24 protein-coding genes and 2 tRNA genes are annotated in these 26,021 nt (G+C 63.1%); 11 read left to right on the top strand and 15 right to left on the bottom strand.

What is annotated here, in order from left to right; all coding sequences use genetic code 11:
- Positions 1–30 precede the first annotated feature (30 nt).
- From ABC729_RS04785 to purE, 4 genes are all read right to left on the bottom strand, one after another.
- Positions 31–3,189, bottom strand: coding sequence for an efflux RND transporter permease subunit (locus ABC729_RS04785; protein ID WP_495606501.1), 3,159 nt, complete (start codon positions 3,187–3,189; stop codon positions 31–33).
- The gene (locus ABC729_RS04780) at positions 3,186–4,364 is read right to left on the bottom strand and encodes an efflux RND transporter periplasmic adaptor subunit (protein ID WP_495606500.1); all 1,179 of its coding nucleotides are present in this window, start codon (positions 4,362–4,364) and stop codon (positions 3,186–3,188) included. The genes ABC729_RS04785 and ABC729_RS04780 overlap by 4 nt, the downstream gene beginning before the upstream one ends.
- 164 nt (positions 4,365–4,528) lie before the next feature.
- Entirely contained in the window at positions 4,529–5,596 is a 1,068-nt protein-coding gene (locus tag ABC729_RS04775; protein WP_495606499.1) for a 5-(carboxyamino)imidazole ribonucleotide synthase, read from the bottom strand.
- A gap of 32 nt (positions 5,597–5,628) precedes the next feature.
- Complete coding sequence (purE, locus tag ABC729_RS04770; RefSeq protein ID WP_495608642.1) at positions 5,629–6,096, bottom strand: 5-(carboxyamino)imidazole ribonucleotide mutase; 468 nt, start codon at positions 6,094–6,096, stop codon at positions 5,629–5,631.
- A gap of 276 nt (positions 6,097–6,372) precedes the next feature.
- Between purE and ABC729_RS04765 the strand changes: the two genes are divergently transcribed.
- Positions 6,373–7,059, top strand: coding sequence for a uracil-DNA glycosylase (locus ABC729_RS04765; RefSeq protein ID WP_495606498.1), 687 nt, complete (start codon positions 6,373–6,375; stop codon positions 7,057–7,059).
- 383 nt (positions 7,060–7,442) lie between these two features.
- Positions 7,443–7,916, top strand: coding sequence for a PAS domain-containing protein (locus ABC729_RS04760; protein WP_495606497.1), 474 nt, complete (start codon positions 7,443–7,445; stop codon positions 7,914–7,916).
- Between the two features lie 13 nt (positions 7,917–7,929).
- Here the strand turns inward: ABC729_RS04760 and ABC729_RS04755 are convergent, their stop codons facing one another.
- The 4 genes from ABC729_RS04755 to ABC729_RS04740 all read right to left on the bottom strand — a co-directional run bounded on the left by ABC729_RS04755 (position 7,930) and on the right by ABC729_RS04740 (position 10,791).
- Positions 7,930–8,760, bottom strand: coding sequence for a substrate-binding periplasmic protein (locus ABC729_RS04755; RefSeq protein ID WP_495606496.1), 831 nt, complete (start codon positions 8,758–8,760; stop codon positions 7,930–7,932).
- A gap of 159 nt (positions 8,761–8,919) precedes the next feature.
- A complete protein-coding gene (locus ABC729_RS04750) occupies positions 8,920–9,159 on the bottom strand; it encodes a hypothetical protein (protein WP_495606495.1) in 240 nt (79 codons plus the stop codon).
- A gap of 78 nt (positions 9,160–9,237) precedes the next feature.
- Positions 9,238–9,495, bottom strand: coding sequence for a hypothetical protein (locus ABC729_RS04745; protein WP_495606494.1), 258 nt, complete (start codon positions 9,493–9,495; stop codon positions 9,238–9,240).
- A 66-nt stretch (positions 9,496–9,561) separates the two neighbouring features.
- Complete coding sequence (locus ABC729_RS04740; RefSeq protein WP_495606493.1) at positions 9,562–10,791, bottom strand: bifunctional alpha/beta hydrolase/OsmC family protein; 1,230 nt, start codon at positions 10,789–10,791, stop codon at positions 9,562–9,564.
- A 101-nt stretch (positions 10,792–10,892) separates the two neighbouring features.
- Here ABC729_RS04740 and ABC729_RS04735 point away from each other — a divergent pair, with 101 nt between their 5' ends.
- The 9 genes from ABC729_RS04735 to ABC729_RS04695 all read left to right on the top strand — a co-directional run bounded on the left by ABC729_RS04735 (position 10,893) and on the right by ABC729_RS04695 (position 17,546).
- Positions 10,893–11,537, top strand: coding sequence for an NUDIX domain-containing protein (locus ABC729_RS04735; RefSeq protein WP_495606492.1), 645 nt, complete (start codon positions 10,893–10,895; stop codon positions 11,535–11,537).
- Positions 11,538–11,659: 122 nt separating this feature from the next.
- Positions 11,660–12,661, top strand: coding sequence for a cysteine synthase A (locus ABC729_RS04730; RefSeq protein WP_495606491.1), 1,002 nt, complete (start codon positions 11,660–11,662; stop codon positions 12,659–12,661).
- A gap of 17 nt (positions 12,662–12,678) precedes the next feature.
- Positions 12,679–13,407, top strand: a complete 729-nt coding sequence (locus ABC729_RS04725; RefSeq protein WP_495606490.1) for an alanyl-tRNA editing protein — start codon at positions 12,679–12,681, stop codon at positions 13,405–13,407.
- A 13-nt stretch (positions 13,408–13,420) separates the two neighbouring features.
- Positions 13,421–13,813 carry a DUF1801 domain-containing protein gene (locus tag ABC729_RS04720; protein WP_495606489.1) on the top strand — a complete coding sequence of 131 codons (393 nt, stop codon included), beginning with the start codon at positions 13,421–13,423 and terminating at the stop codon, positions 13,811–13,813.
- Between the two features lie 43 nt (positions 13,814–13,856).
- Positions 13,857–14,711: a 3-mercaptopyruvate sulfurtransferase gene (gene sseA / locus ABC729_RS04715; protein ID WP_495606488.1), complete on the top strand. Its 855-nt coding sequence runs from the start codon at positions 13,857–13,859 to the stop codon at positions 14,709–14,711.
- A gap of 98 nt (positions 14,712–14,809) precedes the next feature.
- Entirely contained in the window at positions 14,810–15,436 is a 627-nt protein-coding gene (locus ABC729_RS04710; RefSeq protein ID WP_495606487.1) for a GNAT family N-acetyltransferase, read from the top strand.
- Positions 15,433–16,635 (top strand): cystathionine beta-lyase, encoded by a 1,203-nt coding sequence (metC, locus tag ABC729_RS04705; protein ID WP_495606486.1) that lies wholly within the window; start codon positions 15,433–15,435, stop codon positions 16,633–16,635. The genes ABC729_RS04710 and metC overlap by 4 nt, the downstream gene beginning before the upstream one ends.
- Positions 16,635–17,069, top strand: a complete 435-nt coding sequence (hisI, locus tag ABC729_RS04700; protein WP_495608641.1) for a phosphoribosyl-AMP cyclohydrolase — start codon at positions 16,635–16,637, stop codon at positions 17,067–17,069. The genes metC and hisI overlap by 1 nt, the downstream gene beginning before the upstream one ends.
- Positions 17,070–17,174: 105 nt before the next feature.
- Positions 17,175–17,546 carry a hypothetical protein gene (locus ABC729_RS04695; protein ID WP_495606485.1) on the top strand — a complete coding sequence of 124 codons (372 nt, stop codon included), beginning with the start codon at positions 17,175–17,177 and terminating at the stop codon, positions 17,544–17,546.
- Between the two features lie 22 nt (positions 17,547–17,568).
- Here ABC729_RS04695 and ABC729_RS04690 read toward each other — a convergent pair whose 3' ends face one another.
- The 7 genes from ABC729_RS04690 to ABC729_RS04660 all read right to left on the bottom strand — a co-directional run bounded on the left by ABC729_RS04690 (position 17,569) and on the right by ABC729_RS04660 (position 25,936).
- A complete protein-coding gene (locus ABC729_RS04690) occupies positions 17,569–17,832 on the bottom strand; it encodes a hypothetical protein (protein ID WP_495606484.1) in 264 nt (87 codons plus the stop codon).
- A 170-nt stretch (positions 17,833–18,002) separates the two neighbouring features.
- Positions 18,003–19,934 carry a flagellin N-terminal helical domain-containing protein gene (locus ABC729_RS04685; RefSeq protein ID WP_495606483.1) on the bottom strand — a complete coding sequence of 644 codons (1,932 nt, stop codon included), beginning with the start codon at positions 19,932–19,934 and terminating at the stop codon, positions 18,003–18,005.
- Between the two features lie 569 nt (positions 19,935–20,503).
- Positions 20,504–20,580 (bottom strand) — tRNA-Arg (locus ABC729_RS04680).
- Positions 20,581–20,595: 15 nt separating this feature from the next.
- Positions 20,596–20,901: an ETC complex I subunit gene (locus tag ABC729_RS04675; protein WP_495606482.1), complete on the bottom strand. Its 306-nt coding sequence runs from the start codon at positions 20,899–20,901 to the stop codon at positions 20,596–20,598.
- Between the two features lie 37 nt (positions 20,902–20,938).
- Positions 20,939–21,015 (bottom strand) — tRNA-Pro (locus ABC729_RS04670).
- A 90-nt stretch (positions 21,016–21,105) separates the two neighbouring features.
- A complete protein-coding gene (locus ABC729_RS04665; RefSeq protein WP_495606481.1) occupies positions 21,106–22,011 on the bottom strand; it encodes a DMT family transporter in 906 nt (301 codons plus the stop codon).
- 115 nt (positions 22,012–22,126) lie between these two features.
- Positions 22,127–25,936, bottom strand: a complete 3,810-nt coding sequence (locus tag ABC729_RS04660) for a LamG-like jellyroll fold domain-containing protein (RefSeq protein WP_495606480.1) — start codon at positions 25,934–25,936, stop codon at positions 22,127–22,129.
- Positions 25,937–26,021 lie beyond the last annotated feature (85 nt).

The following is a 26,021-nucleotide window of genomic DNA, read 5'->3' as shown; positions in this document are numbered from 1 at the left end:
GGGGCGTCCAGTGGGCGCCCCTTTTTGATTTTATACCGTCACGGCCTTGTCCCGTCCGGCGAAACGCCGGATGACGACATAGAAGACGGGCGTGAACAGCAGGCCGAAGAAGGTAACGCCCAGCATGCCGAAGAACACGGCGGTGCCCAGGCTTTGCCGCATCTCCGCCCCCGCCCCCGTCGCGATCATCAGGGGCACGACGCCCAGGATGAAGGCGAACGAGGTCATCAGGATGGGACGCAGACGCAGACGGCAGGCCTCGATCACCGCGTCATAGCGGTCACGGCCTTCAGCCTCCAGTTGCCGCGCGAACTCCACGATCAGAATGGCATTCTTCGACGCCAGACCGACCAGCACGACGAATCCGATCTGGGCCAGGATATTGTTATCCATACCCCGCATCATCAGCCCCGCCACCGCCGACAACAGGCACATGGGCACGATCAGCAGGATGGCAAACGGCAAGGACCAGCTTTCATACTGCGCCGCCAGCACCAGGAAGACGAAAAAGACGCAGAGCGGGAAGATATAGAGGGCGGAATTGCCCGTATTCTTCTCCTGATATGACAGGTCGGTCCATTCCGCCTTGAACCCCGGCGGCAAGGCTGTCGCCGCCGCCTGTTCCATGGCCTTGATGGCGGTGCCGGAACTGACGCCCGGCAGGTTGTTGCCCTGCAATTCCGCCGCCGGATACAGGTTATAGCGCAGCACGCGGTCCGGCCCCGTGACGAAGCGGAAATCGACGAATGAACCCAGTTGCACCATCTGGCCCTTGTCGTTGCGCGTCTCCAGCCGGCCAATATTCTCCGGATCCAACCGGAACGGCCCGTCGGCCTGAGCCGTCACCTGAAAGGTACGCCCGAACAGGTTGGTGTCATTGACGTAGGCAGAGCCGAGATAGATGCCCAAGGTCTGGAATACGGACGTTACCGGCACACCCAGCATCTGCGCCTTCACCCGGTCGACATCCAGATAGACCTGCGGTGCCCGCGCGCTGAACGGCGTGAAGACATTGATCAGGCCCGGCACCTGATTACCCGCCATGGCCAGGGCCCAGGTCGCCTGTTCCAGGGCTGCCGGCCCGGCGCTGGCGAGGTCCTGAACGCGCAGGGTGAAGCCACCGGACGTGCCCAGCCCCCGGATGGGCGGCGGCGGCACCACGAAGATCAGCGCCTCGGGGATAGCCATAGCCACCCGCTTCTGCAGGTTCTGCAGCACGGCCACCGCCGTCTGACCCTTGGGCAAGCGTTCCTCAAACCGGTCTAGCGGTGTGAAGATAGCACCGGCATTGGGCGCAATGGTGCGGGTGGCGCCGGAGAAACCCGCGAACTGTACCGAATGCGCGATGCCCGGCGTCTCGCGCGCAATCTGCGCCGCCTTCTGGATGACCTTGGTCGTGTTCGCCAGCGAAGTGCCTTCCGGCGTCTGGATGGCCATGATCAGATAACCCTGATCCAGCGCCGGAATGAAGCCGCCGGGAATGCGGGTGAACAGGAAGCCCGTAGTGGCGATCAGCAGCACATAGACACCCACAACCAGGGGCGTCAGATGCGTGATGCGCCCCACCAGCCGGCCATAGAAATCGGCCATCCGGTCGAACAGCCGGTTGAAGCCCGCGAAGAACCGGTCGATCAGCGCCGACACTGCCGCCAGCCGCGCGGTCGCGGCCCGGTGCCCTTCCGTGTGCGGTCGCAGCAGCCGGGCGCACAGGGCTGGCGACAGGGTCAGGGAGTTGAAGGCGGAAATGATGGTGGCCGCCGCGATGGTCACCGCGAACTGCCGATAGAAGGCACCCTGGATGCCCTCGATAAAGGCGGTGGGGATGAACACCGCCGACAGGACCAGGGCGATGGAAACCAACGCCCCGCCCACCTCATCCATGGTGATGCGCGCACTTTCGATGGGGGAATGACCCAGCGCCAGATTGCGCTCAACATTCTCCACCACCACGATGGCGTCATCGACCACGATGCCGACGGCCAGCACCAGCCCGAACAGGGTCAGGTTGTTGACCGAATAGCCCAGCGCCGACATGACCGCGAAAGTACCGATCAGCGATACCGGGATGGCCAGCACAGGAATGATGGCGGCACGCCAGCGCTGCAGAAACAGCATCACCACCAGAACCACCAGAACCATGGCCTCGCCGATGGCCTTGATCAGTTCATGGATGCTTTCGGCGATAAAGCCGGTCGTGTCATAGACGATGCGGTATTCCAGGCCGGGCGGGAAATCCTTGGCCAGGGTCGCGACCGCTTCACGCACCCGCGCCGCCGTTTCCAGGGCGTTGGAGCCGGGAAGCTGCGAAATGGCCAGCACCACCGCCGGCTTTCCATCCAGGAAGGAATTGGTGACATAGTCGCGGGCACCCAGCTCCACGCGCGCCACATCCTTCAGCCGCACGATACGCCCATCCTCGCCATGCTTGACGATGATGCCCTCAAACTCCTGCGGTTCGGTCAGGCGGCCCTGAAGGGTGATGTTCAGCTGATAGTCGCGGGGATTATCCAGCGGCGGCTGACCCAGGCCACCACCTGCCACCTGCACATTCTGCTGCTGGATGGCGGCCACCACCTCCCCCGCCGTCAGGTTCAGAGAGGCGATCTTCTGCGGGTCCAGCCAGACGCGCATGGAGTAATCGCGCGCACCGAACAGGTTGATATTGCCGATCCCTTCCAACCGGTTCAGCACATCGCGCACCCGCAGCAGGGCGTAGTTGGAGATGTAGAGCTGGTCATAGGTGTTATCAGGAGACAGCAGATGCACGACCATCATCAGGTCGGGACTGTCCTTGCGCGTCACCACGCCGTTGCGGCGCACCTCCTCCGGCAGGCGCGGTTCCGCCACGGCCACCCGGTTCTGGACCAGCACCTGCGCCTTATCCAGATCGGTGCCCAGCTTGAAGGTGATGGTCAGGTTCATCTGACCGTCGCTGGTGGAGTTGGACGACATGTACAACATGCCCTCCACCCCGTTCACCTCCTGCTCAATAGGGGCGGCGACCGTATTGGCCACGGTCTGGGCATTGGCACCGGGATAGCGGGCATTGACCGTGACTGTGGGCGGCACCACCTCCGGATACTGGGTAACCGGCAGGGTGAAATAGGCGATGGCACCAACGGCGATCAGCAGGACCGACAGGACGACGGCGAAGACCGGCCGGTCGATGAAGAAACGACCGATCCTCATGGCGTGCCTCCCGCCGGGGCGGTGATGGGCTGTTCAACCGGGGTGACGGTGGCACCGGGCTTCACCCGTTGCAGGCCGCCCACCACCACCTTGTCGGTTTCGATCAACCCGTCACGAATGACACGCAGCCCATCAATCAAGGGGCCCGTGGTCACGCCGCGATAGGTTGCCTTGTTGTCCTTGTCCAGGACATAGACGAAGCGGCGGTTCTGATCGGTGCCGATGGCGGCGTCGGGCAGCAGCAGCCCGTCATAGCGGGGTCGGCCCACCAGCCGCAGGCGCGCGAACATGCCGGGCGTCAGCACCATGTCGGGATTGTCGAACACGGCCCGCGCCCGGATGGTGCCGGTGCCATCATCGATCTGATTATCCACGAAATCGATATGGCCCTTATGGACGAAATCCTTCTCGTCCGGCAGGGCCAGGATGACGGGGTTGGGGTTGTCGCGGCTGCTGGCCCGTTCGCCGGACCGCGATTGCCGCGTGTAGCGCAGGTAAGAGGCCTGATCGGCATCGAAATAAAAATGGATCGGGTCCAGTGAGACAATGGTGGTCAGCAGGGTCGATTGCGCCGAACCGCCGCTGACCAGATTGCCGACCGAGACGCGGTGGTTGGAGACACGGCCCGTGACGGGCGCCTTCACGGCAGTGAATTCCAGATCAAGCTCCGCGGCACGCACCTGTGCCTGTGCCGCCAGCAATTGTGCCTGTGCGTTCTGAAGCTGCTGGGAGCGGGTATCCAGCACGGCCTGCGACACGGCCTGCGTCTGCCGCAGGTCGCGGGCGCGGTCCAACTCCCGCTGCGCTAGCTGCACTGACGATTGCGCCTGTGCCACCCCGGCCCGCGCAATATCCGCCGCCGCCTGATAGGGGCGCGGGTCGATCACGAACAGCGGGTCGCCCTTGAAGACAATCTGCCCGTCCTGGAAATTCACTGCCGTCAGGTAACCGCTGACGCGTGCCCGGATCTCCACCTCCTCCACGGCGGCGAAGCGGCCCGTATACTCATCCCATTCCTGGACATTCTTCTTCACAGGCTGGGAGACGACGACCTGCGGTGCTGCCGAGGGCGCCCCGCCCGCCTGCTGTCCACCCTGTCCGCATCCGGCCAGCGCGATCAATCCCGACAGTCCGGCCGCCAGCAAAACCGCCCGGCCGACATGGCGCGCACCCATGGAACCCTCCACCCCAACAAACCCGGTCAGTTTTCAGCATGACAAGGGTTTGCGGGGATGAATTCCATATTCTTGCTGTGACATTGCTGCGGACGCGAAGATAACCGCAACGGTGACATCCTGCATACCTGTGCGCCCCATCACAGACAAGGGGCCGCAGGCCATTATGCCGGGCGCGTCACATGCCCCATCTTGCGGCCGGGCCGCGCCTCGCCCTTGCCATAGAGATGCAGGCGGGCACCCGGTTCGGCCAGCATCGCCGCCCACCCGTCAATATCATCGCCAATCAGGTTGGTCATGACACACGGTGCCGTAACCCCGACTGGGCCCAGCGGCAGGCCGCAGATGGCGCGGACCAACTGTTCGAACTGGCTGGTTTCGGCGAAATCGATGGTCCAATGGCCGGAATTATGGGGGCGCGGGGCCATTTCATTGACCAGGATACGGCCATCCCGCGCCACAAACATTTCCACCGCCAGCAGGCCGACCACATGCAACTCCGCCGCCAGCAACTCCGCCACGCGCACTGCCTCTGCGGCGATGTCGGGGGTAATGCCGGCGGGAACAATGGTGGTGTCCAGGATGCCCGATTTGTGCCGGTTCTCCACGGGCGGATATGAGAGCATGGTGCCATCGGCGCGGCGCGCCGTGATCACCGAAATCTCCCGCTCGAAATCCACGAACCCTTCCAGGATCGCCTCATCACTGCCAATGGCATCGAAGGCACCAGACAGATCGTCGCCAGGATTGAGGCGCAGTTGCCCCTTGCCGTCATAACCCATGCGGGTGGATTTCAGGATGGCAGGAAGACCGATCTGCGCCACCGCTTGCTTCAGTTCATCCAGGGTTCGGACAGCGCGGAAGGGTGCCGTGCCGATGCCCAGCTTGTTGGCGAAGCTCTTCTCCGCCACCCTGTCCTGCGCCACGGACAACACATTAGAGCCGGGATGTACACCGACATGCCGGGCCAGGAAATCCACGGCATAGGTGGGCACATTCTCCCATTCCAGCGTGATGACATCGACGTCATCCGCGAACCGGGCCAGGGCGCGCAGGTCATGCCAGCCAGCCTGGGTGTGATAGGCCACGACCTGACCGCAGGAGCTGTCCATACTTTCGGGCGCGAAGACATGCACACGGTAGCCCAGGCGGGCGGCGGCCAGCGCCGTCATGCGGCCCAACTGGCCGGCACCCAAGATGCCGATGATGGAGCCGGGGGGGATCACGGTCATGGTCTTTGTTCCTTCAGGCATGGCCAGTTGGATCAGACAGGTTCGTCCACGGGCACCAGGGCGACGCCATCCGTCGCCTTGGCGCGCCACGCGGTCAGGGCGGCATCCAGGCGCGCATCCGACAGGGACAGGATGGAGGCAGCCAGCAGGCCGGCATTGATGGCCCCGGCCTTGCCGATGGCCAGCGTGCCGACGGGTACGCCGCCCGGCATCTGCACGATGGACAGAAGACTGTCCTGACCCTTCAGCGCGTGGCTTTCCACCGGCACACCCAGTACGGGCAGCGTGGTCATGGCCGCCGCCATCCCCGGCAGGTGGGCGGCACCGCCGGCACCGGCGATGATCACCTTGATCCCCCGCTCCTTAGCGGAGGTCGCATAATCATAAAGCCGCTGTGGCGTTCGGTGCGCCGACACAATTCGGGTTTCGAATGGCACGCCCAGGTCCGTCAGGACAGTGGCAGCGTGCTTCATCGTGACCCAGTCGGACTGGCTGCCCATGATGATACCGACGGGCACGGGCGTGCCCTGGCTGTCGCGGGTGATATCGAAGGTCACGGCTGCCGGCTCCCCTGTCGTTCCATGCGACGTTTCCGGAAAGCGCCGGATTATAGGCACCCGTCCCCATGACACAACAGCCGGGCACGCAGGGCGGCCCGGCATAAAATCGGGTATTGGTGCGGAAACATGGCAGGGCGGAACCGTGCTTCCCCTTGACCCGGCCGCCATCAACCCATAACCCCAGAGCGGCAATCAACAGGGATCACGGGGTGGGTCATGGCGGTACAGCAGGCGGGCAAGGCGATGGTAATGACGGGCGGACAGCCGGCGGTGCCGGGGCGCGATTGTGGCCTGTGCCCCCGTCTGGCGGAATTCCGCGCCCGCAACCGCGCCGCCTTTCCCACCTATCACAATGCGCCTGTCCCGGCCTTCGGCACGCTGGACGGCCGGCTGCTGATCGTGGGCCTGGCGCCCGGTCTGCATGGGGCCAACCAGACGGGCCGCCCCTTCACGGGCGATTATGCCGGCGACCTTCTGTATGACACGCTGATCCGGTTCGGCTTTGCCACCGGCACCTATGACAAGCGGCCCGATGACGGGGTGCAGTTGATCGACACGCGCCTGACCAACGCTGCGCGCTGCGTCCCGCCGGAGAACAAGCCGACACCGGCGGAGGTTGCCACCTGCCGTGATTTCCTGTCAGAGGAGATCGCGGCCATGACCAACCTGCGCGCCATCGTGGCGCTGGGCACCGTCTCTCACGCCAGCACGCTGACCGCACTAGGCCGCCGTCCGGCGCACTTCGCCTTCGGCCATGGCGCGCGCCATGACGTGCGGGAGAACGTTGTGCTTTTCGACAGCTATCACTGCTCCCGCTACAACACGAACACAGGCCGTCTGACGACGGAGATGTTCCAGGCGGTGTTTTCCGCCGTGCGGGAGCATATCAACCGGAACGGCTGACGCGCCATTCGGGAAACAAAACCGGAAACACTGGCCCCGCCGCATAGGATGTTGCGGGCCGGAACGGATCGTCATGCCCCCAGGGCAGCGCCGACCACGAACCACGCATACATGGTGCCAAAGAACCCGGTGATGGCCAGGAAATCACGAACGTAAGCAACGCGGTTCATGTGAGCCTCCTTCGTTTTCGTGAAGCCACAATGTCAGAACAAAATGTGAACGACAAGAGGTTTGTTCTCACTTCGTTCGCATTTCTGAACCCGTTCCTTATGTTCGCAACGCATGCCTATCCTCCCGCATAGTTCACCGGGCAAAGGGCCATTCCTGACCCTACGGTTAGTTGCCCGGAGGGTGGAACAGGATCATGGTTCCTTCACACGGGAATGGAAACGATCATGTTCAAGTTATTGCAGCGTTCACCCCCTGAGCCACCGCCAGAACCAGCAACAGGCCGGCTGCGGGACTTTCATGATTACTGGGCCGGATTTGGCACAGACGGGGTAATACCAGGACGTCAACATATCGAACCGACGGCAATACCCGGTCTTCTCCCCTATATCCTGATCCTGGACTATACGAATGGTCAGTATCGTTGCCGACTGGCGGGAACGGCCGTCGTCGAGGGGCTTGGGCAGGAACTGACCGGCAGGATTCTTGACGAAGAGTTACTGGGTTCCGCCTTTGCCGGCTGGTTCCGCCGGTTGGAAACGGTGCGACGCCGGGGCCGGCCCCTGAGCGGGGAAGAGAACCTGTGGTGGCTGAGCCGAAGTCATCGGCATTTCCACTGGCTATGTCTGCCGCTGGCCAGCGACGGGCAGCGGGTCGATAAACTGATGATGTGCATCGACTGGGTCTGATAGTCGAGCACCGTCAGGATGGGGGACGCCGATCCTGGCCCCATCCGCCCCAGGAGCCGGGCGTGCTGTAACGCCGTTCCACGACACCGGCCCTGCCATCGGCGATGATCGTATCCAGTGCCTTCTGCAGGCGGGTGATGGTGGCGGCGGGGACCTTCTTATTACAGGCCATGGCCCCGATTGACCGGGTCAGCCGCATGACCATCCGCACCGGCATATCCACCTGCCGCGCCTGATAGGGGGCGGCCCAGGCTCCACCGGCGTAAAGATCAGCCTTGCCATTGAAAATGCTGCCGATCTCTGCCGCCCCCTCCTGCGCCACCAGGGTGACATTGGGCACGTCGCGGATCAGTTCGATCAGATGTTTCTCCACGGCCCCACCGCCCTGCACGGCGATGCGCAGGCCGGAAAGATCGGCCGGGCTATTGATCCGACGCTGGAACCCCAACGGCGCGAACAAGGCCCACCCACCCTCCATCAATGGCACCACCCATTGATAATTGGGACGCCGTTCATCGGTCAGGTTCATGAGAAAGATGCAAGCGTTGGGCGTGCTATCGACCATGGCCTGCGCCTCCGGCCAGGGCAGGATGCGCATCTCATGCGGCAATCCAGATTCCTGCATGATCAACCGGACTTTATCGGCGGCAAGGCCGATGATTTGGCCCGTCAGCGGGTCAAGAAAATTGACCGGTGGATTGGGTTCGGTCAGCAGCAGCAGCGGGGGCTCCGGCTTGCGCGTCTGTTGCGCGCCGACAGCACCCGAACACAGCAAGCCCATTAGAACGGAAAGCCCGACAGCAACCCGTCCCATGCCCCGCGCGTTGATGCCAAATCTGCGCAAATCCACTTTCCGTCCACTCGGGAAACGATTGCCACCGCAACCTGAATGGAATGAGTACGCACCAACCGACGGCGTCACGCAACGGGTAAACGCGACCTATGCCCAGTTTCATAGGCCAAGAGTTTTACAGACGATTGTGTGTTTTGCGGGTCTATCCCGTCACATCTCGTCATATAGGGTGGAGGTGCCGGGCATATCCGGCTCCGGCGCATCACGAACGCCCGCATTGCGCTGCCACTCCCCGCACCAGTCGGTGAAGTTTGTTGTCGGCATGGCGCCCGACGGGTAACGATCCGTCACGACCGGCGGATACCGGCGGCAGGTTCCCTTCGGTCCGCGCTCACGCACACCGTGCCCCACCCAGAACCGGCAGCTGTAACAATTATCGCCGCGACGCAAGATCGCCCTCTCCCCCTTGATGACGGACGCCGCATCCTAAGCGCTGATGGGGGGATTGCAAAGGGCCGGCACGGCGGATCAGTCCTTGGCGCGGGTGCGCCGCTGGCCCGTCGGATCAGCCGGCGTATAGGGCGGGTCGGGGATATCGTTGTCGAGCAGCGACTGTTCGCGCGGCTTGGCCGGACGCAGATCCTGATGGTTCTGGTGATAGTAGGTCTGGATATCCGCGTTCAGACAATCCCGGCGTGCCGCGCTGTCGGACCCTTCGGGGGCGTTGCGCAGCCGCTGATATTCCTGCACGGCGTTTTCCAGTTCGTGATCGGTCCGGATGGCCATGTACCGCTCCTTCCTTCTTCGTCCCCTCAGATAACAGTGAAGAAGGAAGGGGGTTCCCGGCGACCGTCAGGCCAGAAGGCTGTCGATGCTGGCCCGGCTGCGCAGGGTGCGATGGACCGGGCAATTGCCGGCGATTTCCAACAGGCGCTGACGCTGCGCCTCATCCAGGTTGCCTTCCAGCGTGATGGTGCGGGTGAAATGATCGACCTTGCCGCCCGCATTCTCCGTCACCTCCCCCTCCTGCGGGTCGCGCTTTTCATGCGTGACGGTCACGGAGACGCGAGTCAGGGGCAGGTTTTTGCGGTTGGCGTACATGCGGATGGTCATGGAGGTGCAGGCGCCCAGTGCGGCCTGCAACAGCTCATACGGATTGGGGCCAAGGCCCGTGCCGCCAACATGCGTCGGCTCATCCGCCGTGAAGCGGATGCCGGCCGCCTTCACCAGATTGTGGAAGGTGCCCTCCCCCGTCTCCGCGACGGTAACCGGGCCTTCATGCGCCACCCCAACCGGCTTGGGCGCATTGGCGGCGTCCAGGCGCAGGGCGCGGCGGGCCCAGCCGTCGATCAGCCCAGCCACGAAAGCCGTATTGCGCTGGTCCGCCACCAGATGCCCAGCCCCATCCAGCGCCACAAAGCTTTTCGGATGTTGGGCAAACGCGATGATGCGATCCGCCTCCGCCAGCGGCACCACGGGGTCCTTGGGATCATGCAGGACCAGCAAGGGACGGCCCAGCCCCCCGATGACAGATGCCATATCATGGCGGGCGACATCGGCCACGAAATCCGCCGTGATTGGCATTTCGCGGTCGCCGACATTCAAGTGCACCCGCCCGTCGCGCTGCATCTCCGCATCGCGGCCCGCGATCTTGGCCAGCAGCGTGTGGGGACCGGAGGGGGAATTGACGGTGACGACCGCCCCCACCGATGGCAGGTCCCGCGCCGCGCGCATCACCGCCGTGCCCCCCAGACTGTGTCCGATCAGCAGGCGCGGGGCCGATATCTCCACCGTCAGCGCGGCGGCGGCCGACAGAAGGTCGGCGACATTGGTAGAGAAATTCGTCTCGTCAAAGGCGCCGCCACTGGCCCCCAACCCTGTGAAATCAAAGCGCAGAACGGCCCAGCCGCGTTCGGCCAGACCCCGGCTGATTCGCGCCGATGCGTGGTAATCCTTGTTGCAGGTAAAGCAGTGGGCGAAGATCGCGGTGGCGATCGGATGTCCGTCCGGCAGGTCGATCCGTCCGAAAAGCGTGGCACCGGTCGAGCCGGCAAAGTTGAAATCCTGCGTCACGCGCGCCATCGTGGCCCCCGTCTGCTTTTGCCCAAGTTTACCTGTCCGGCCCCTAAGCTGGACCGGGGCCGGGGGCGGGCGCAAGTGATTTGCCAACCGACGGATATACGATGACCCGCCTGCCCCTTCACCCGCCCCTGCCCGGCCAGGACAGCCCCACGAGTGTGGAAATGGCGGAAAACGACTTCCGGCACCGGGGGTTCATGGATTTTTCCGTCATGAAGCTGCGCCATGAACGGTTCGCGGGCGGCATGACACCGGTGATCGAACGCGATGTCTGCTACCGCAACCACGCCGTCGCCATCGTGCTGTACGATCCCAAGGCGGATGTCCTGGTCATGGTGGAACAGTTCCGGGTGGGCGCGTTCGCCGCCGGGGTCAATCCCTGGATGCTGGAATTCGTGGCCGGCATGGTGAAGGAAGGCGAAGACCCAGCCAATGTCGCTATCCGCGAAGCGCAGGAGGAGGCGGGCTGTGTGCCCCACAATGTGCGCCTCATCTATTCCATGCTGCCCAGCCCCGGCGGCTGTACCGAGATCGTGGAGATTTTCGCAGGTCTGGTGGACAGCGCCGGTATCGGCGGCATCCACGGCGTGGAAGAGGAGGTAGAGGATATCCGCGTCCATCTGGTCCCTGCCGAGAAGGCCATTGCGCTGATGGATGAGAACAGAGTGCCCAGCGGTTTCACCCTTCTGGGTCTCTCCTGGTTCGCGCGCCACCGCGATGCCCTGCGTCGCGAAGCTGGTGTGGTTTAAGGAATTCTACACTCCGCATTGCAGCAACCGATAATCTGCGGTGCGGAACCACCCCTGGTAATTCCGCAATCACACCGCCATATTTGATCCCAAGTTTCACACATGAACCAAGGTTATTTACCGTGGATGTACGCAACGGTTTCCTGGACAGCATCGGTCGCACCCCCCTGATCCGCCTGAAGGGCCCGTCGGACCTGACGGGTTGCGATATCTATGGCAAGGCCGAATTCCTGAACCCCGGCGGGTCGGTGAAGGACCGTGCCGCCCTGGCCATCGTCCAGGACGCGATTGAGCGCGCGCAGCTGCGCCCCGGCGGTACGATTGTTGAGGGGACCGCCGGCAATACCGGCATCGGCCTGGCCCTGGTTGGCAATGCCCTGGGTTTCCGCACCGTCATCGTGATGCCGGAAACGCAAAGCCAGGAAAAGAAGGACATGCTGCGCCTGTGCGGAGCCGACCTGCGGCTGGTGCCCGCCGTGCCGTTCAAGGATCCGGGCAATTATGTGCATGTCTCCCGCCGCATTGCCGAGGAACTGGCCGCGACGGAACCGAACGGTGCCATCTGGGCCAACCAGTTCGACAATCTGGCCAACCGTGAAGGCCATCGCCGCACCACGGGGCCGGAGATTTATGAACAGTTGGGCGGTAAGGTCGATGCTTTCACCTGCGCCACCGGCACCGGCGGCACCCTGGCCGGCATCGCGCTGGCCCTGAAGGAACGCAAGCCGGACGTGAAGATCGTGCTGGCCGACCCGATGGGGTCGGCCCTGTTCAGCTGGAAAAAGACCGGCGAGCTGAAGTCCGAAGGCACCTCCATCACAGAAGGTATTGGGCAGGGCCGAGTCACGGCCAATCTGGTCGATGCCCCCATCGACGACGCCGTTCAGGTGACGGACGAAGAGGCGCTGCCCATCGTTTTTGACCTGCTGAAAAATGAAGGGCTGGTGCTGGGCGGGTCCAGCGGCATCAATGTTGGTGCCGCCATCAGGGTCGCAAAGGCCCTGGGGCCAGGCCACACGGTCGTGACCATCCTGTGCGATGGCGGCTCACGCTATCAATCGAAGCTGTTCAATCCCGCTTTCCTGCGCGAAAAAGGGTTGCCGGTGCCAACTTGGCTGGAATGAATTGAAGGTGGATGCCCATGACCCTGCTGTTCCGTGACGATCCGTACAAGGTGGAAGCTGAGGCGGTAGTAGTGGCGGCGGGGCCGGAAGGAATCCTTCTGGACCGCACCCTGTTTTACCCCAATGGCGGGGGACAGCCGGGTGATACCGGCACCCTGACCTGGAATGGCGGCAGCACCACCATCATTGATGCGCGCAAGGCCGAGGCACTGGTGGAACGCGGCGATCAGGTCCTGCACATCCCGGCCCCGGATACGGCCCTGCCACCGGTCGGTGCGCGGGTGACGCAGAAGATCGACTGGGACCGCCGCCACCGGCATATGCGCATGCACACCACCCTGCACCTGCTGTGCGCCGTGGTGCCGGGTGCCGTAACGGGCGGACAGGTGGGGGCCGACCGGTCTCGCCTGGATTTCGACGTACCGTCCGCCAGCTTGGACAAGGAACAGATCGAGGCGGCGGTGAACGAGTTAATCGCCGCCGACCATCCTGTGCGCGAACGCACCATCACGGATGCGGAACTGGAAGCCACGCCCGACCTTGTCCGTACCATGTCGGTGAAGCCGCCCACCGGGTCGGGCTCCGTCCGCCTGCTTCAGATCGGCACCGATGATGCCACCATCGACCTGCAGCCCTGTGGCGGCACCCATGTCGCGCGGACGGGGGAGATCGGCGGCGTCACCATCGTGAAGATCGAAAACAAGGGTAAGCAGAACCGGCGCGTACAACTGGCGCTGCGGGATTAAGGGGGCTGCCGCCATGACCGAAGCACCCACCGCCGCCCAGCAGATCGATGCGCGTATCGCCGAATTGGGCGATTGGCGCGGCGAGACGCTGGGGCGGGTGCGCGCTCTGATCCATGAAGCGCTGCCCGATGTCGTGGAAACGGTGAAATGGGGTGGCGTCCCGGTCTGGGAACGCCATGGCATCATTTGCACCGGTGAGACCTACAAGGACAAGGTCAAGCTGACCTTCGCGAAGGGCGCATCGGTGGAGGACCCGACCAAGCTGTTTAATTCCAGCCTGGATGGCAATGCCCGCCGCGCCCTGGACCTGTTCCAGGACAGCGTCATCGACGCAGAGGCCTTCAAAGCGTTGATCCTTGCGGCAGCAGCATTGAACAAGCCGAAGACGCGCGCTACCAAGGGCTGAACAGATACCTGTTTGAAATCATTCCAGGATCGGAGAGCGTTTGATGACGGACCCATTGGTTTCCCCGCTATGGCTGGAAACGGAACTGCACAACCCGAAGCTCCGTCTCCTGGATGCGTCCTGGCATATGCCGACGGCCCAGCGCGACCCCAAGGTGGAATGCGTGGCCAAGCGCATCTCCGGCGCGCAGTTCTTTGACATTGACGCCATTTCCGATCCGCACAGCCCCCTGCCCCACATGCTGCCGACCGCCGAGAGCTTCAAGGCGTCGGTGGAGGCGCTGGGCGTCGGGTCCGACAATATCGTCGTTGTCTATGACGTGATGGGCCTATCCAGTGCGGCGCGCGCCTGGTGGATGTTCCGCGTCTTTGGGCACGATAACGTCTTTGTGCTGGATGGCGGCCTGCCCGGCTGGATCAATATTGGCGGCCCGGTGGAAACCGGCCCCCTGACACCACTCGCCAAAGGTGATTTCACCCCGCATTACCGCGCCCATCTGGTGCGGTCGGTGGAGGATATGCGGGCCAATCTGGAAAGCGGTGCCGAACAGGTGCTGGACGCCCGCACCGCCGGCCGGTTTGAAGGCACGGCCCCCGAACCGCGCCCTGGTCTGCGCGGCGGCCATATTCCCGGTGCCCGCAACCTGCCTTTCGGCGATATCCTGGACCCGGAAACCAAACTGATGCTGACCGGCGATGCCCTGGGTGAACGGTTCGCCCAGGCGGGGATCGACATGTCCAAACCCATCACTACCTCCTGCGGCAGCGGTGTCACGGCCGCCGTCCTGACGCTGGGCCTGCACCGGCTGGGTGTGGACAATGTGGCGCTCTATGACGGTTCCTGGACCGAATGGGGTGGGCGCGAGGATCTGCCGGTCGCGACAGGGGCAACGGCATGACCTGTCAACCCCTTGAAGCGTAAGGGGAGGATTGACGGACACGGGGTCGATCAGCGCACCACAGGCGTTATTGTGGGCTGATTACAGGAGAAGCAGGCATGACCGACAGCCTCCCCGCCCCGCCGCCGGGCCATATCAAGGTTACGGTGACCTATCTGGAGATGACGGCCAAGCCGCCGCGCCGGCAGAGGCCGCATCCGCACGGGCTGTCGCTGCTGCGGGCGGAGAACTGCACCTTCTCCTTCTACCGCTATCTCTATGACACTGTGGGGGAGGAATGGCTGTGGTGGTTCCGCCGGGCCATGCCGGCAGACGAGCTGCGCGCGATCCTGGCCGATGAGCGGGTGGAGATCTATGTCGCCTATATCAGCGGCGTTCCCGCCGGCTATGTTGAACTGAGCCGCACCAATCCCGGAACCTGCGACATCCAGTATCTGGGCCTGATCCCTGAATTCATCGGCAGGGGCATCGGTCCCTGGCTGCTGGATTGGGCGATCGAGGCGGCATGGAACGGGGCTGGTGTGGAGAAAGTTACCGTCAATACCTGCGACCTGGACCATCCACGCGCCCTGATGACCTATCAGAAGGCGGGATTCCGCCCTGTGGAGCAGGAAGTGCGCTTTGATCCCGATCCGCGTCTGGCCGGTCTGATCCCGCTGACCGCCGGCTCCCACATCCCCCTGCCCGACCGGCAGTTGCCCCCGTCAGAGGCCACGCAAGCATGAGCAAGCATGACCGCGACCAGCCATTTGCCGAGAATACCCGCCTGATCCACGCGGGCCGCGCGCCGGAAAAGTTCGGGGGGGCGGTGAACATCCCCCCTTTCCGGGCCTCCACGGTGCTGTTCCCGACCCTGGCAGAGCTGGACGCCTATGACCCTGGCCTGCGCACCGTGCGTTATGGCCGCACGGGCAACCCGTCCAGCCATGCCTTCGAAGCGGCGATGACGGAATTGGAAGAAGGGCACGCCGCCGTCTCCTATGCGTCGGGCCTGCAGGCCATCACCAGCAGCCTTCTGGCCTTCACCCGCCATGGCGACCATGTGCTGATCGCCGACACCGCCTACGCCCCCACGCGCAACTTCGCCAACGGCATCCTGTCGCGTTCCGGCGTGACGGTGGAATATTTCGATCCCGGCATCGGCGCAGGCATCACCGGCCTTCTGCGCCCGACCACCAAGATCGTGTTCCTGGAATCCCCGGGATCGCTGACCTTTGAGGTGCAGGACGTGCCCGCCATCAGCGCCGCCGTCACCACCGCCAATGCCGACATTGTCGTGATGATCGACAATACCTGGGCGGCGGGCCTGCTGTTCAAACCGCTGAAACATGGCGCCCATATCTCCATCCAGTCGGCGACCAAGTATGTGGGCGGCCATTCCGATGCCAGCCTGGGTGTCGCGGTCTGTGCGCGGCAGGACCATTGGCTGCGCCTGAAGAAGACCGCGGTGGAACTGGGTGCCTGCGCCTCGGCGGACGAACTGTTCCTGGGCCTGCGCGGGTTGCGCAGCCTGCCGGTGCGCATGCGCCGCCACCATGAATCCGGCCTGAAGGTGGCCCGTTGGCTGGAGACACGCAAGGAAGTGACGCGGGTACGTCACCCGGCATTGCCCGCCTGTCCCGGCCATGATTTATGGAAGCGCGACTTCACGGGTGCTTGCGGCCTGTTCGCCTTCGAAATGGCCCCTACCCCCCGCAAGGCATTGGCCGCCATGGTGGATGGCCTCGCGCATTTCGGCATGGGATACAGCTGGGGCGGCTTTGAAAGCCTGATCCTGCCTTCAAACCCCGCACCCATCCGTACCGCCGTCTCCTGGACCGGCGGGGAACTGATCCGCCTGCATATCGGGCTGGAGGATGTGGATGATCTGATCGCCGATCTGGACGCGGGCTTTGCCCGGATGAATGCGGCGCTGGAGGCATGATGAGCAATTTCCCCCTGCCTGATGCCGCCATCGAGGCCGCGATTGCCGCCGTGAAATTCGACGCCGACGGCCTGATCCCCGCCATCGCCCAGCAGCATGATAGCGGCGAAGTGCTGATGATGGCCTGGATGAACCGCGACAGCATCGCTGAGACGCTGCGCACGGGCCGCGTCTGCTACTGGTCCCGCTCGCGCCAGAATTTCTGGCGCAAGGGGGAGAGCTCCGGCCAGGTACAAATGCTGGTGGAATGGCGGATCGATTGCGACGGCGATACCATCCTGCTGCGCGTCGATCAGCAGGGACCCGCCTGTCACACGGGCCGGCGTTCCTGCTTCTATCGCCGTGCCGATGCCGACGGCCTGACCACCACCGATCGGGTCCTGCTGTCGCCGGACGCCCTCTACGGCAACAAGGGCCAGACACCCGGTTTCTGAATGGCCTGTCGGGGCAGCCATCCATAAGTTCATAGGTTCAGGGCTGGGCCATGCGATTGGATCAGCGTAAGGTGACACCATAACCTTGCTACCGGACGTTGCCCAATGAAGGAACTACGCTGCATCCTGTTCACCGACCGCGAGGTGCTCGCGGCCGTGCTGGACCGCAAGCGCCGCCTGAAGGAGGAACTGCCGCTGGGCCAGATCAGTGGTCTGAGGATGGATAGCGGGGATGAGGGTGTCACCTGTACCCTGAGTTATGACCACGGGCGCGAAACCCTCACCGTTCCCGAGAATGAGCTGCAGGCCGCCCTGATCGCGCTGTGCATGGCCCGCAAGGTGCCGCTGCCGGTGGATGCGGAAAAGAATGTCCACCTGATCCGCGGACGCGCCACATTGATGATCACCATCAATTTCAACAAGGCGGCCCGGTTGGTTCATGTCGCTGCGGCAGAGAAGCGCGGTCTGCCTAACTGACACCCCCTGCCGGCGGGAACTGTCAATCGACGCTGCGGCCATCCAGTGACCGGCGGCGACGGCGACGCATTTCCAGCAACAGGCCGATCAGGGCCAGCGGCACCACAATGACCGCCCCCTGCCTGATATAGGGCCAGGCCCAGTCGGCAATGCCGAGCACCCAGGCCGGCAGGTGGCCCAGCAGACCCCAGAGACGGCCAATAAGCTCAGCTGGCGTCCAGCCAAGCCAAGCCAACACCAATCCCACCAGCAACGACCAGATCAGGATGCGGATCACGAAGCGCATATGATCGGCTGTACCTTAATGCCCATCGTTGGGCAATGAGAGAATTTCATTTGCATTTATCAAGCTAATTTATCTTTAATTTGTTTGTATTTTTCAATGAAATTTGCCTCTCAAAAAGAAAGGGCAGCGACCTCGCGGTCGCCGCCCTCTTCTTCACTCCACCCCGCCTCTTAGAAGAGACGCAGGATCGCCTGCTGGGCCTGGTTGGCCAGCGAGAGGGAGATGGTGCCCAGCTGCTGACGGGTCTGCAACAGCAGCAGGTTCGCACCTTCCTCGTTCTGATCGGCCTGGATCAGCTTGTTCGAACCTTCCGTCAGGACGTTGGAGAACTCGCTGGTGAAGTTCTCACGCGTCTGGATGATGTTCAGGTTCGTCGACAATGCCTGTGAGGTTGACCGGAGTTTCGCGGTGGCGAAGTCCAGGCTGGACACGGCCTTGTCGATGTCAGCACGATCCAGGAAGTTGTTCTGGGCATAGTCGAGGCGCAGGCCCTGACCGTCCGTCTGGATGTTCTGTGAGACGACCGAGATGGTGGAGGTGTTGGCCTCGTTGAACTGCACCGTCAGGTCATTCTCGGTGTTGGCATCGGTACGCTGGACCGTGATCAGGTTATTCGACCGCTGGGCCGAAGCAGCCTGCTTCAAGGTGGCGCTATCGACCTCGAAGCGGACGGTACCGCTGTCGAAGGCAAGAGAGTTCTCGCCATCCGACAGCTTGCCCGAACCGCGGGCGTTGGCCGCCGAACGTTCGATGGTGACACCGTTCAGGTTCGTAGCGGACACTGTCAGGTCGACATTCTTTTCGACCGTGGAGGTACCGTTGCCGCTGGTGCCCAGGTTATCCAGGGCCGTACGGTCAACCGTGAAGGTCACCACAGTACCCGAGGAGAAGGTGATCGAGACCGCCTTTTCCAAGGTGTTGGTGGAGGTGGCACCGATATTGAAGCTGGCACCCGTGCCCGTCGACAAGTCCGAACCGATCTCAAAATAATCGTTGGCGGCGTCATAGGCGATGTTGAAGCGGGCCCCCGTGCCATCGGCAGCGGCGAGGGTCGTGGGAGCCGTCACCGCCGTGGAGCCATCACCACCGAAATCAGTGCTCTTGGCGATTTCGTTGGCCAGCTGGCTGGCCACCTGGCGGCGCAGTTCGTCGGGGTTGCGGGCAACGCCCGCATTGGTGGTGAGATCGTCTTCGGTGACTTTGTAGCTGTAGGCCTTACCGTTGACGGTTGCCGTGAAGGTGTCGCCTTCCTCAATTGAGCCGCTGATCGTGACACGGGACGTCTGCGGCGTGCCGGAGGTGCCAGCCGTCGTGGTGCTTGCCACGGCGGCCTGGGTGTTGTCGAAGAACTTCACCGTCCGGCTTTCGCTACCCTCGGAGATAACCAGGGTACGCTCACGACCAACATTGCCGCGCATTTCAATGCTGACATCGGCAAAGTTGCCGGCGGTTGCCGAGATGGTGCCGGAGACCTTCAGCGATGCGATACCGCGTGCGGTTTCGGCCTTTGCAATATCCTCCAGATCGGCGCTGATGGCACCAGTGCCGCTGACGCGGATGGAGTAGGTGTCGGCGCTGACCACGTTGGTGACGCGGCTGTTCGACATGCCTTCGATGGAGTTCACATTGGCGCGGCTGCCAGCCGTGCTATCCAGCGTCAGGCCGTTGCCGACCAGCAGGTTCTTGCCCTGATAGCCGCTGTCACGGGCGATCTTGTCGATCTGGTCCTTCAGGCGGTTGAACTGGTCAGCCAGCGACTTACGGGTGGCGACGCTGGCAGCGTCGGTACCCAGATTGCCGTAAGCCGTAGTGGTCAAGCCCTTCGCCTGCTCGATCAGGCTCTCGATGGCCGTGATACCCTTGTCGCCAGCCTGGATCGTGCTGATCGACTGGCCCATGCTTTCCTTCAGCTTGGACAGGTCGGTGGCACGAACGCTGAGGCCCTTGGCCGCGAAGAAGTTGGTGGGACCGTCAAGGGCAGAATTGATCTTGTTGCCCGTGGACAGACGGTTCTGGATGCTTTCAACCTGCTTGTTGGTCTTCTGGAGCAGCAGCAGGTTGTTACGCATTCCTGCGGTCAACTGAACGTCACTGGTCGACATGGTATATCTCCTTTTGAGCCGTGAGAGGGGCCGTTTCGGCCCAAATCGATCTCGTGGACTTGTCAGGAAGGACGTCGCCGTAACCCGTGGAAGACGCCGGGTGCAGTGCATGACCGGCAGTTTCTTATCGGATCGGGCAATCCGTTTTGCTGATCGCGGTATCAGGCTTGCTTGGCTTACGCCTTAAAGGCTGGTCTGCACCGCTACTCGCTCAACGCCTTGTCCAGAGCTTCGGTCTCTTCCTCCTGAGGGTGAACACGATTGGGTTCGACAGGGGATAAGCAGGAAGCGTGCCAAGTTTGATGAAGCCCGGAGACCTATACTTAAGAGGTATATTGAGGGGTCTGCGGGGGCAGAAACGGCGCATTCTTGCCGCCTTGGGGTGGGTCAAGCCGGGGGGAATGGGCGATTTTTGCCTAGACAGGCATTTCCTGCCGGGTTCTGGAAACAGGCTGGCACGGCATGCCGGCTGTGGCTTTGGCCGTATGGCACGGGGTAGCGTGAGCCGATCGGGAAACGAAAAAGGGCCGCCCGTCACGTCGGACGGGCGGCCCTTTCGGCCATATGGATGGCGACCCCAGCAGGATTTGAACCTGCGACCGCTCGCTTAGAAGGCGAGTGCTCTATCCAGCTGAGCTATGGGGCCGGATAGGGTAAGGGATCAGAACCGGCCGATGCGCGGACGGTCGGTACGGAAATTATCCGCGTAATTCTTGGGGATCACCCGACGTTCCTGCCATTCGGCGACATCGGCGTCCCAACCCTTCTTGGCAACGAAGGCCAATGCTGCCTCCTTGGTCGGGAACTTGACGCGCACCTGATTGAGCGTGTCGCCGGAGCTGGTCCAGCCCATCATGGGTTCGGGACGGCGCGGGGTGACCGGCTCATATTCCAACACCCAGTCACCGACCTTGCCGCGGCCGGACTGCATGGTGGTCTTGGACGGCTGATAAATCCGGACCTTCATGGCGAACCTTGTGACTGATGGTTGAACCGAAAGGGAATGGTCGGAGCGAGAGGATTCGAACCTCCGGCCTGCTGGACCCAAACCAGCCGCGCTACCAGGCTGCGCTACGCTCCGCCAATTCAGCGGTGGGAATACACCACCGAAAGCATGGGGGCAAGCATCCGAACACGCGCGAAGTGCGCATGGCCCCAATCTTTATGTCGCTCAGGCCGGCTGACGCCGCAGCAGGGCACCCAATGAGGCCGGCGCCATGACCAGCAGATTGCCCAGAATGGCCATGATCAGGCCGGCAATGCCGGCCGGCGTCCAATGGTAATCCTCAAACAGCGTGGAAATGACCAGGGCAACCACCGGCGTCATAATGGCGACATAGCCAGACCGCCCCGGCCCGATGCGCCCCAACAGCGTGAAATAGCAGAGAAAAGCCGCGATGGAACCAAACAGCGCCAGATAGGCCAGGGACAGGAAATAAGGGGCCGACGGCACGATGGTGAAGCTGGCCCCTTGAACCAAAGCCACCACCACCATGGCCCCGGCACCGACCAGCATGGCCCAGGCCGTGGTGCCGATCAGCGGCATTTGCGCCTTGCGCGTCTTAGAGATGACCATATTACCCAGCGATGCCGAGTAGTTCGACACCATCATCAGGCCGAATCCGATCAAGGCCCCGCCGGTCAGCGCCCCGCCATCCAGTTCCGGCGTGAACAGCAGCAAGACGCCCGTCACCCCCATGATACCACCGGCCAGGACGGCGGGCCGCATAGGCTGCCCCAGGAACAGCCGGGCATTGACGACATTCATCAAGGACAGAACCGACCCGGCCACGGCCACCAGACCGGAGGGCAGCAGAGCGGTTGCCTTATAGACCATGAAATAGTTCAGGGAGAAGTTCAGCAGCCCCGCCGCCAGGATCAAACCCCAGCCGCCCCGCTTTGGCAGGATCGACTGCCGGCGCAACGCCAGCCAGCCCAGCAGCACACCGCCCGCCAGCAGGAACCGGTAAGCCACCGACACCGCCGGATGTACCGCCCCCAGCTGGAACGTGATGGCGTACCAGGTCGAGCCCCAGATGAGGACGGAGCAGAAGAACAGCGCGAGATTGACGGGCATGAAGACACCGGTGGCGGATATCAGGATCCAAGCCTATAGACCCGCTCCCCGGTGCGTCCAATCCGATTGTTGTGGGGGTGACAAGTCCAATGGACATTGCCAAGCCCCCAATATCTCAGCGGAGCGTCACCTTGTTGTTATCGGCTCGTGCCTCCGCCACGCCGCCATCCAGCACGACATCCACCGACACAGCCCCTGCCGGCGCCTTCAAAGTGACCTTCGCCAGCTTCGGCTTCAGGTCCAGCGGTGCCGCAACGGCCGGCAGCGGTGCCTCCGCCAGGACGGAGCCATCAGCGGCCAATATCCTGACACGGCCCGTGGGGGCCGGCACCGAACCGATATTATGGACGGTCACATCCACCCTGCCCTTCACCCGCACCACGTCACGGGCTGCGATGGCAATGTCTGGACGCTGGGTCAAGTCCTGTTCAGGTCCTGACAGAGCAAAGTCCAACACACTGGTCCGGCCCGGCGCCAGGGTGACCGAAACCGCCTGCCCTTCGCCGAAGGCGATCTTGCGGCAGCTGCTGCTATCCGCCTTGTCATCAAAGTCGGCATCAATGCCTTCAGCCACAGCCCAGTCGCCCGTGGCCACGTCCGCACCGATGATGCGGGCCGTGATGGGCTTGTCCGACAAGTTATGAGCCAGCACACGGAAGCCGGTTCGGGTCGGCTCCTTCACCAGCATGGCCGCCTTCTCCGCCCCATCCTTGTCGTCGAAATCCCATTCGATACGGTTGCCGCGCACGATGGCGTTACGATAGAGCGCGACACCGCCCAGACGCTGACGCTGCAATTCCTGGGTCGGCAGTTCGACACGGTCAGTCCACCAGTGATCGGCGGTCATCATGTCCATGCGCAACGCCGCGAACTGCCGCTGGCTGTCATACTGCTTTTCCAGCCATCCCTTGTCGCCGGTCGCGACCCAGGCCGTGTGGTATATATAGGGACCGGCATAGCGGTCGGCCTTCGCCTGCTCCAGAACGGCGGCGCGCAGGTCGGGCCGGTTCAGGTCGATGGCAAGGTCACTGCTGACGATGCCGGCCAACGCCGACAGCCCGCCCTTGCGCAGCACCTGTTCGATGGGCCGCAGATATTTGGCGTCACCCGTCCAGCGATACGCCGCCCACATCAGCAGGTTGGTCTGTTCCGGCCCGGCATTGCCGCGCGTGGCACCATCGGGCCAGTTGATCTCCGACGGGAAGGTCCAGGTGCCATCCGCCGCCTGTTTGCCATGGACCAGATAGCCATCGGCCATTTCCAGCAGCAGTTTCTTCGTGGCCGGATCGCCATTGATTTCCACCAACCGGATACCGGGATGGAAGATCAGATAGGAATAGGGCTTCGACCATTGCCAGGGCGCTTCCTTGACAATGTGCCCCGCCCCGAAATAGTTGGAGACCAGCAGGCGGTTGCCCTTGGGGTTGACCGCCGTCAGGTCGGGGAAGTTGGCCGCCGTCTCCATCAGCCGTTCCACGACCTGCGGATCACCTGGCGTCAGCAGGGACAGCTGCGACTGCGCATTGATCCCTTCCTCATAAACATGCAGTTCATCGGTGACGATGGTGCCCAGGCCATTGGTCAGCATGCCATTGGCATGGATGGCCTCGATCATCTCGGACAGCGACCGGGTCAGCTTCTCCCGATCCACGCCCATCAGGGCCAGACCCGGCCACTGGTTGGTCAGGTCGGTATCGTCCGACAAACCACCACCGAATTCGCCCTGTACCTGCCGATGGTCGATCCACCAGTTCACGAAGGACCGGACCTGCGCCAGATAACGGGTCTGGCCCCAGGCCCAGGCCGGCACACCCGCCGGGGCCGGGTCCAGAGCAACCGGCGGCAAGGGCTGCTGCGGGTTCCATTCCGACCAATAGGCATTGCCAACCTTATTATCAGGATCAATGCGCAGCAGGTCGCTCATATCCTCATAGAAGCGCTGGAATAGGCCCAGGTTCCGGCTGCTCTGCCGTTCCTCCACCAGGAACCCGTAATTATCCTGAATCTGGCGTTCACGGTCGAACGCATGTTCGGCCTTGGCCTCCCCCTTGGTCTTGAACACCAGACGCAGCGCCGCCCCGTCCAGCTTCGCCACCGAAAAGTCTGGCGCTGACGAGGCAATGGTCAGGTAGAGAGGCTTGTCAGACGGCAGGATGCGGTCGCGCGTGTCCAGCCATAGGGTCCGTGCTTCCCCTGGCTTGACCGACACATTCACATCCATCAGATCACGCTCAGGCGTCAGCGGGTCCTTGACCCGGATGTTCAGAGCGATCAGCCCGCCCTTATGCGTCGGCTTCACGTCCAGCGCCGGGATCACCAGTTCGATCCCGTCCAGGCCGCCGACATTCTCAAACCCCTGAACAGCGCCGCGATACAGGGCCATCCCCGGTTCCTGCCGCCGATGATCCATCGGAATGGCGATATGCGCCACGGGACGGCCACTGAACGGCGGCGTGGTACGCTTGCGCACCGGCACGCCCGCATCGGGGATCGCCACAATCAGACCACGTTCACCCTCCGGGTAACGACCGTCGATGAAGCGGCGCAGGGGCAGGATGCCGGTAAAGTCCGGCTCAACACCCAAACGAAGGGTGAAGCGGAAATCACCCATGCCGTCCGGCGCGGTACCGGGGCCGACATGATAGGCGCCAATCTCCTGGATCGGGGTTTCCTGCACCGCGTTTACGAAGCGCAGGGCACCCCCGGTCGCCTCCTGCTTCAGCCGAGTGGTGCTGCGCTCCGTGCCTATGCGGCGCTTGGCCAGAAGGTCGCCATAGGCGGTGATCTGGCCGCTGCCGTCAGGAACCGTCGCCCCCTTAACCCAGTCCAGGCTACCATGGGCAGCCCCCTGGATTTCCACCTGATTGAACGGCTCATCGGGCAGAAACCAGGAGCCAGACTTGCCGCCCATCGAATAGACATTCCAGTCGGGCAAGGTGAAGTAATCGTGCCGCCCCGCCAGACGGGAGCGGTTATAGACGCCGGGCCAAGTGGTTTCCCGGATACCGTCATTGCCCTTCCACATGCGCTGCGCGATATCGCGCTGCTCGGTGAATTCCACCTTGCGGATACGGGTGCTGGCATCGGCCAGATAGGGCGGCGGATCGTCGACCCGGTCAAAGCCGTTGCGATGCGACCATGCGGCCCAGCCATCGGGAGCCGCTGGCACTGACACCGGCTCCCCACCCTGCGCCAGCACCTTGATTGCGGCGGCGTCCAGGGCGCGGTCATGGATGCGGATATCATCAATATCGCCGCCGCGCAGGAAATTATACCGGCTCTGTACCTGGATCGGACTGATGATGCGGCTGTGGGGCCCGAACTGATCCAGGCTGGCATCCAGGGAGGCCGGTTGATCCTTGCGGGCCACCAGGGCGCCATTCACATAAAGCTGCACCCCCGTCGCCTCATCCCAGGCAAAGGCGATATGGGTCCAGGCGTCAGGGGCCGGCGCGGCAGGTATCTCCCAGGAAACCCGCACGCGCGCCAGATTCGTGTCGGTCACGAATCCGTCGAAGCCCTTGCCGTTCCAATCCAGCCGCAGGAACACCATGTCCCAGCTGCTGTGATTGGCAAAAGACACGCGGAACAGCGGAAACTGATTGCTGCCAACGGGATAGCGGGAGCGCCAGAAGAAGCTGAGCGTGCCACGCTGCGCCCTTATATTGCCAGGGGCCGCCCAGGCCAGGACCTGATCGTCGGCGGCCTGAAGATAGGCACCAGACGCCCCACCCTGTGGCACCACGGTTACCTTGTCGGCAAAGGTGGGGCGCGCGTCGCCCACGGCACGGTCGGCCACCAGCCCCTTGTCACCCGTGACCTTGAACAGCAGCCCGTCCGTCGCATCCGCCCCCGCCACAGGCAAGACCACCGTCCAAAGGGCAATCAGCGCCACCCCTGTCCGTAACCGTTTCGCATGCGCCATTTTCGGTGTCCTTCCCTGGCCATGGCGACGGTTCATCCGCCTGCCCTGTTTATCGCCGGTCGTCTGGTTCGCATCCGCGCCACAG

The sequence above is a fragment of the Niveispirillum sp. CC-CTL257 genome, assembly GCF_059489915.1.
Note: the sequence above shows the minus strand (reverse complement) of the source record. Positions and strands in the feature narration are given on the sequence as shown.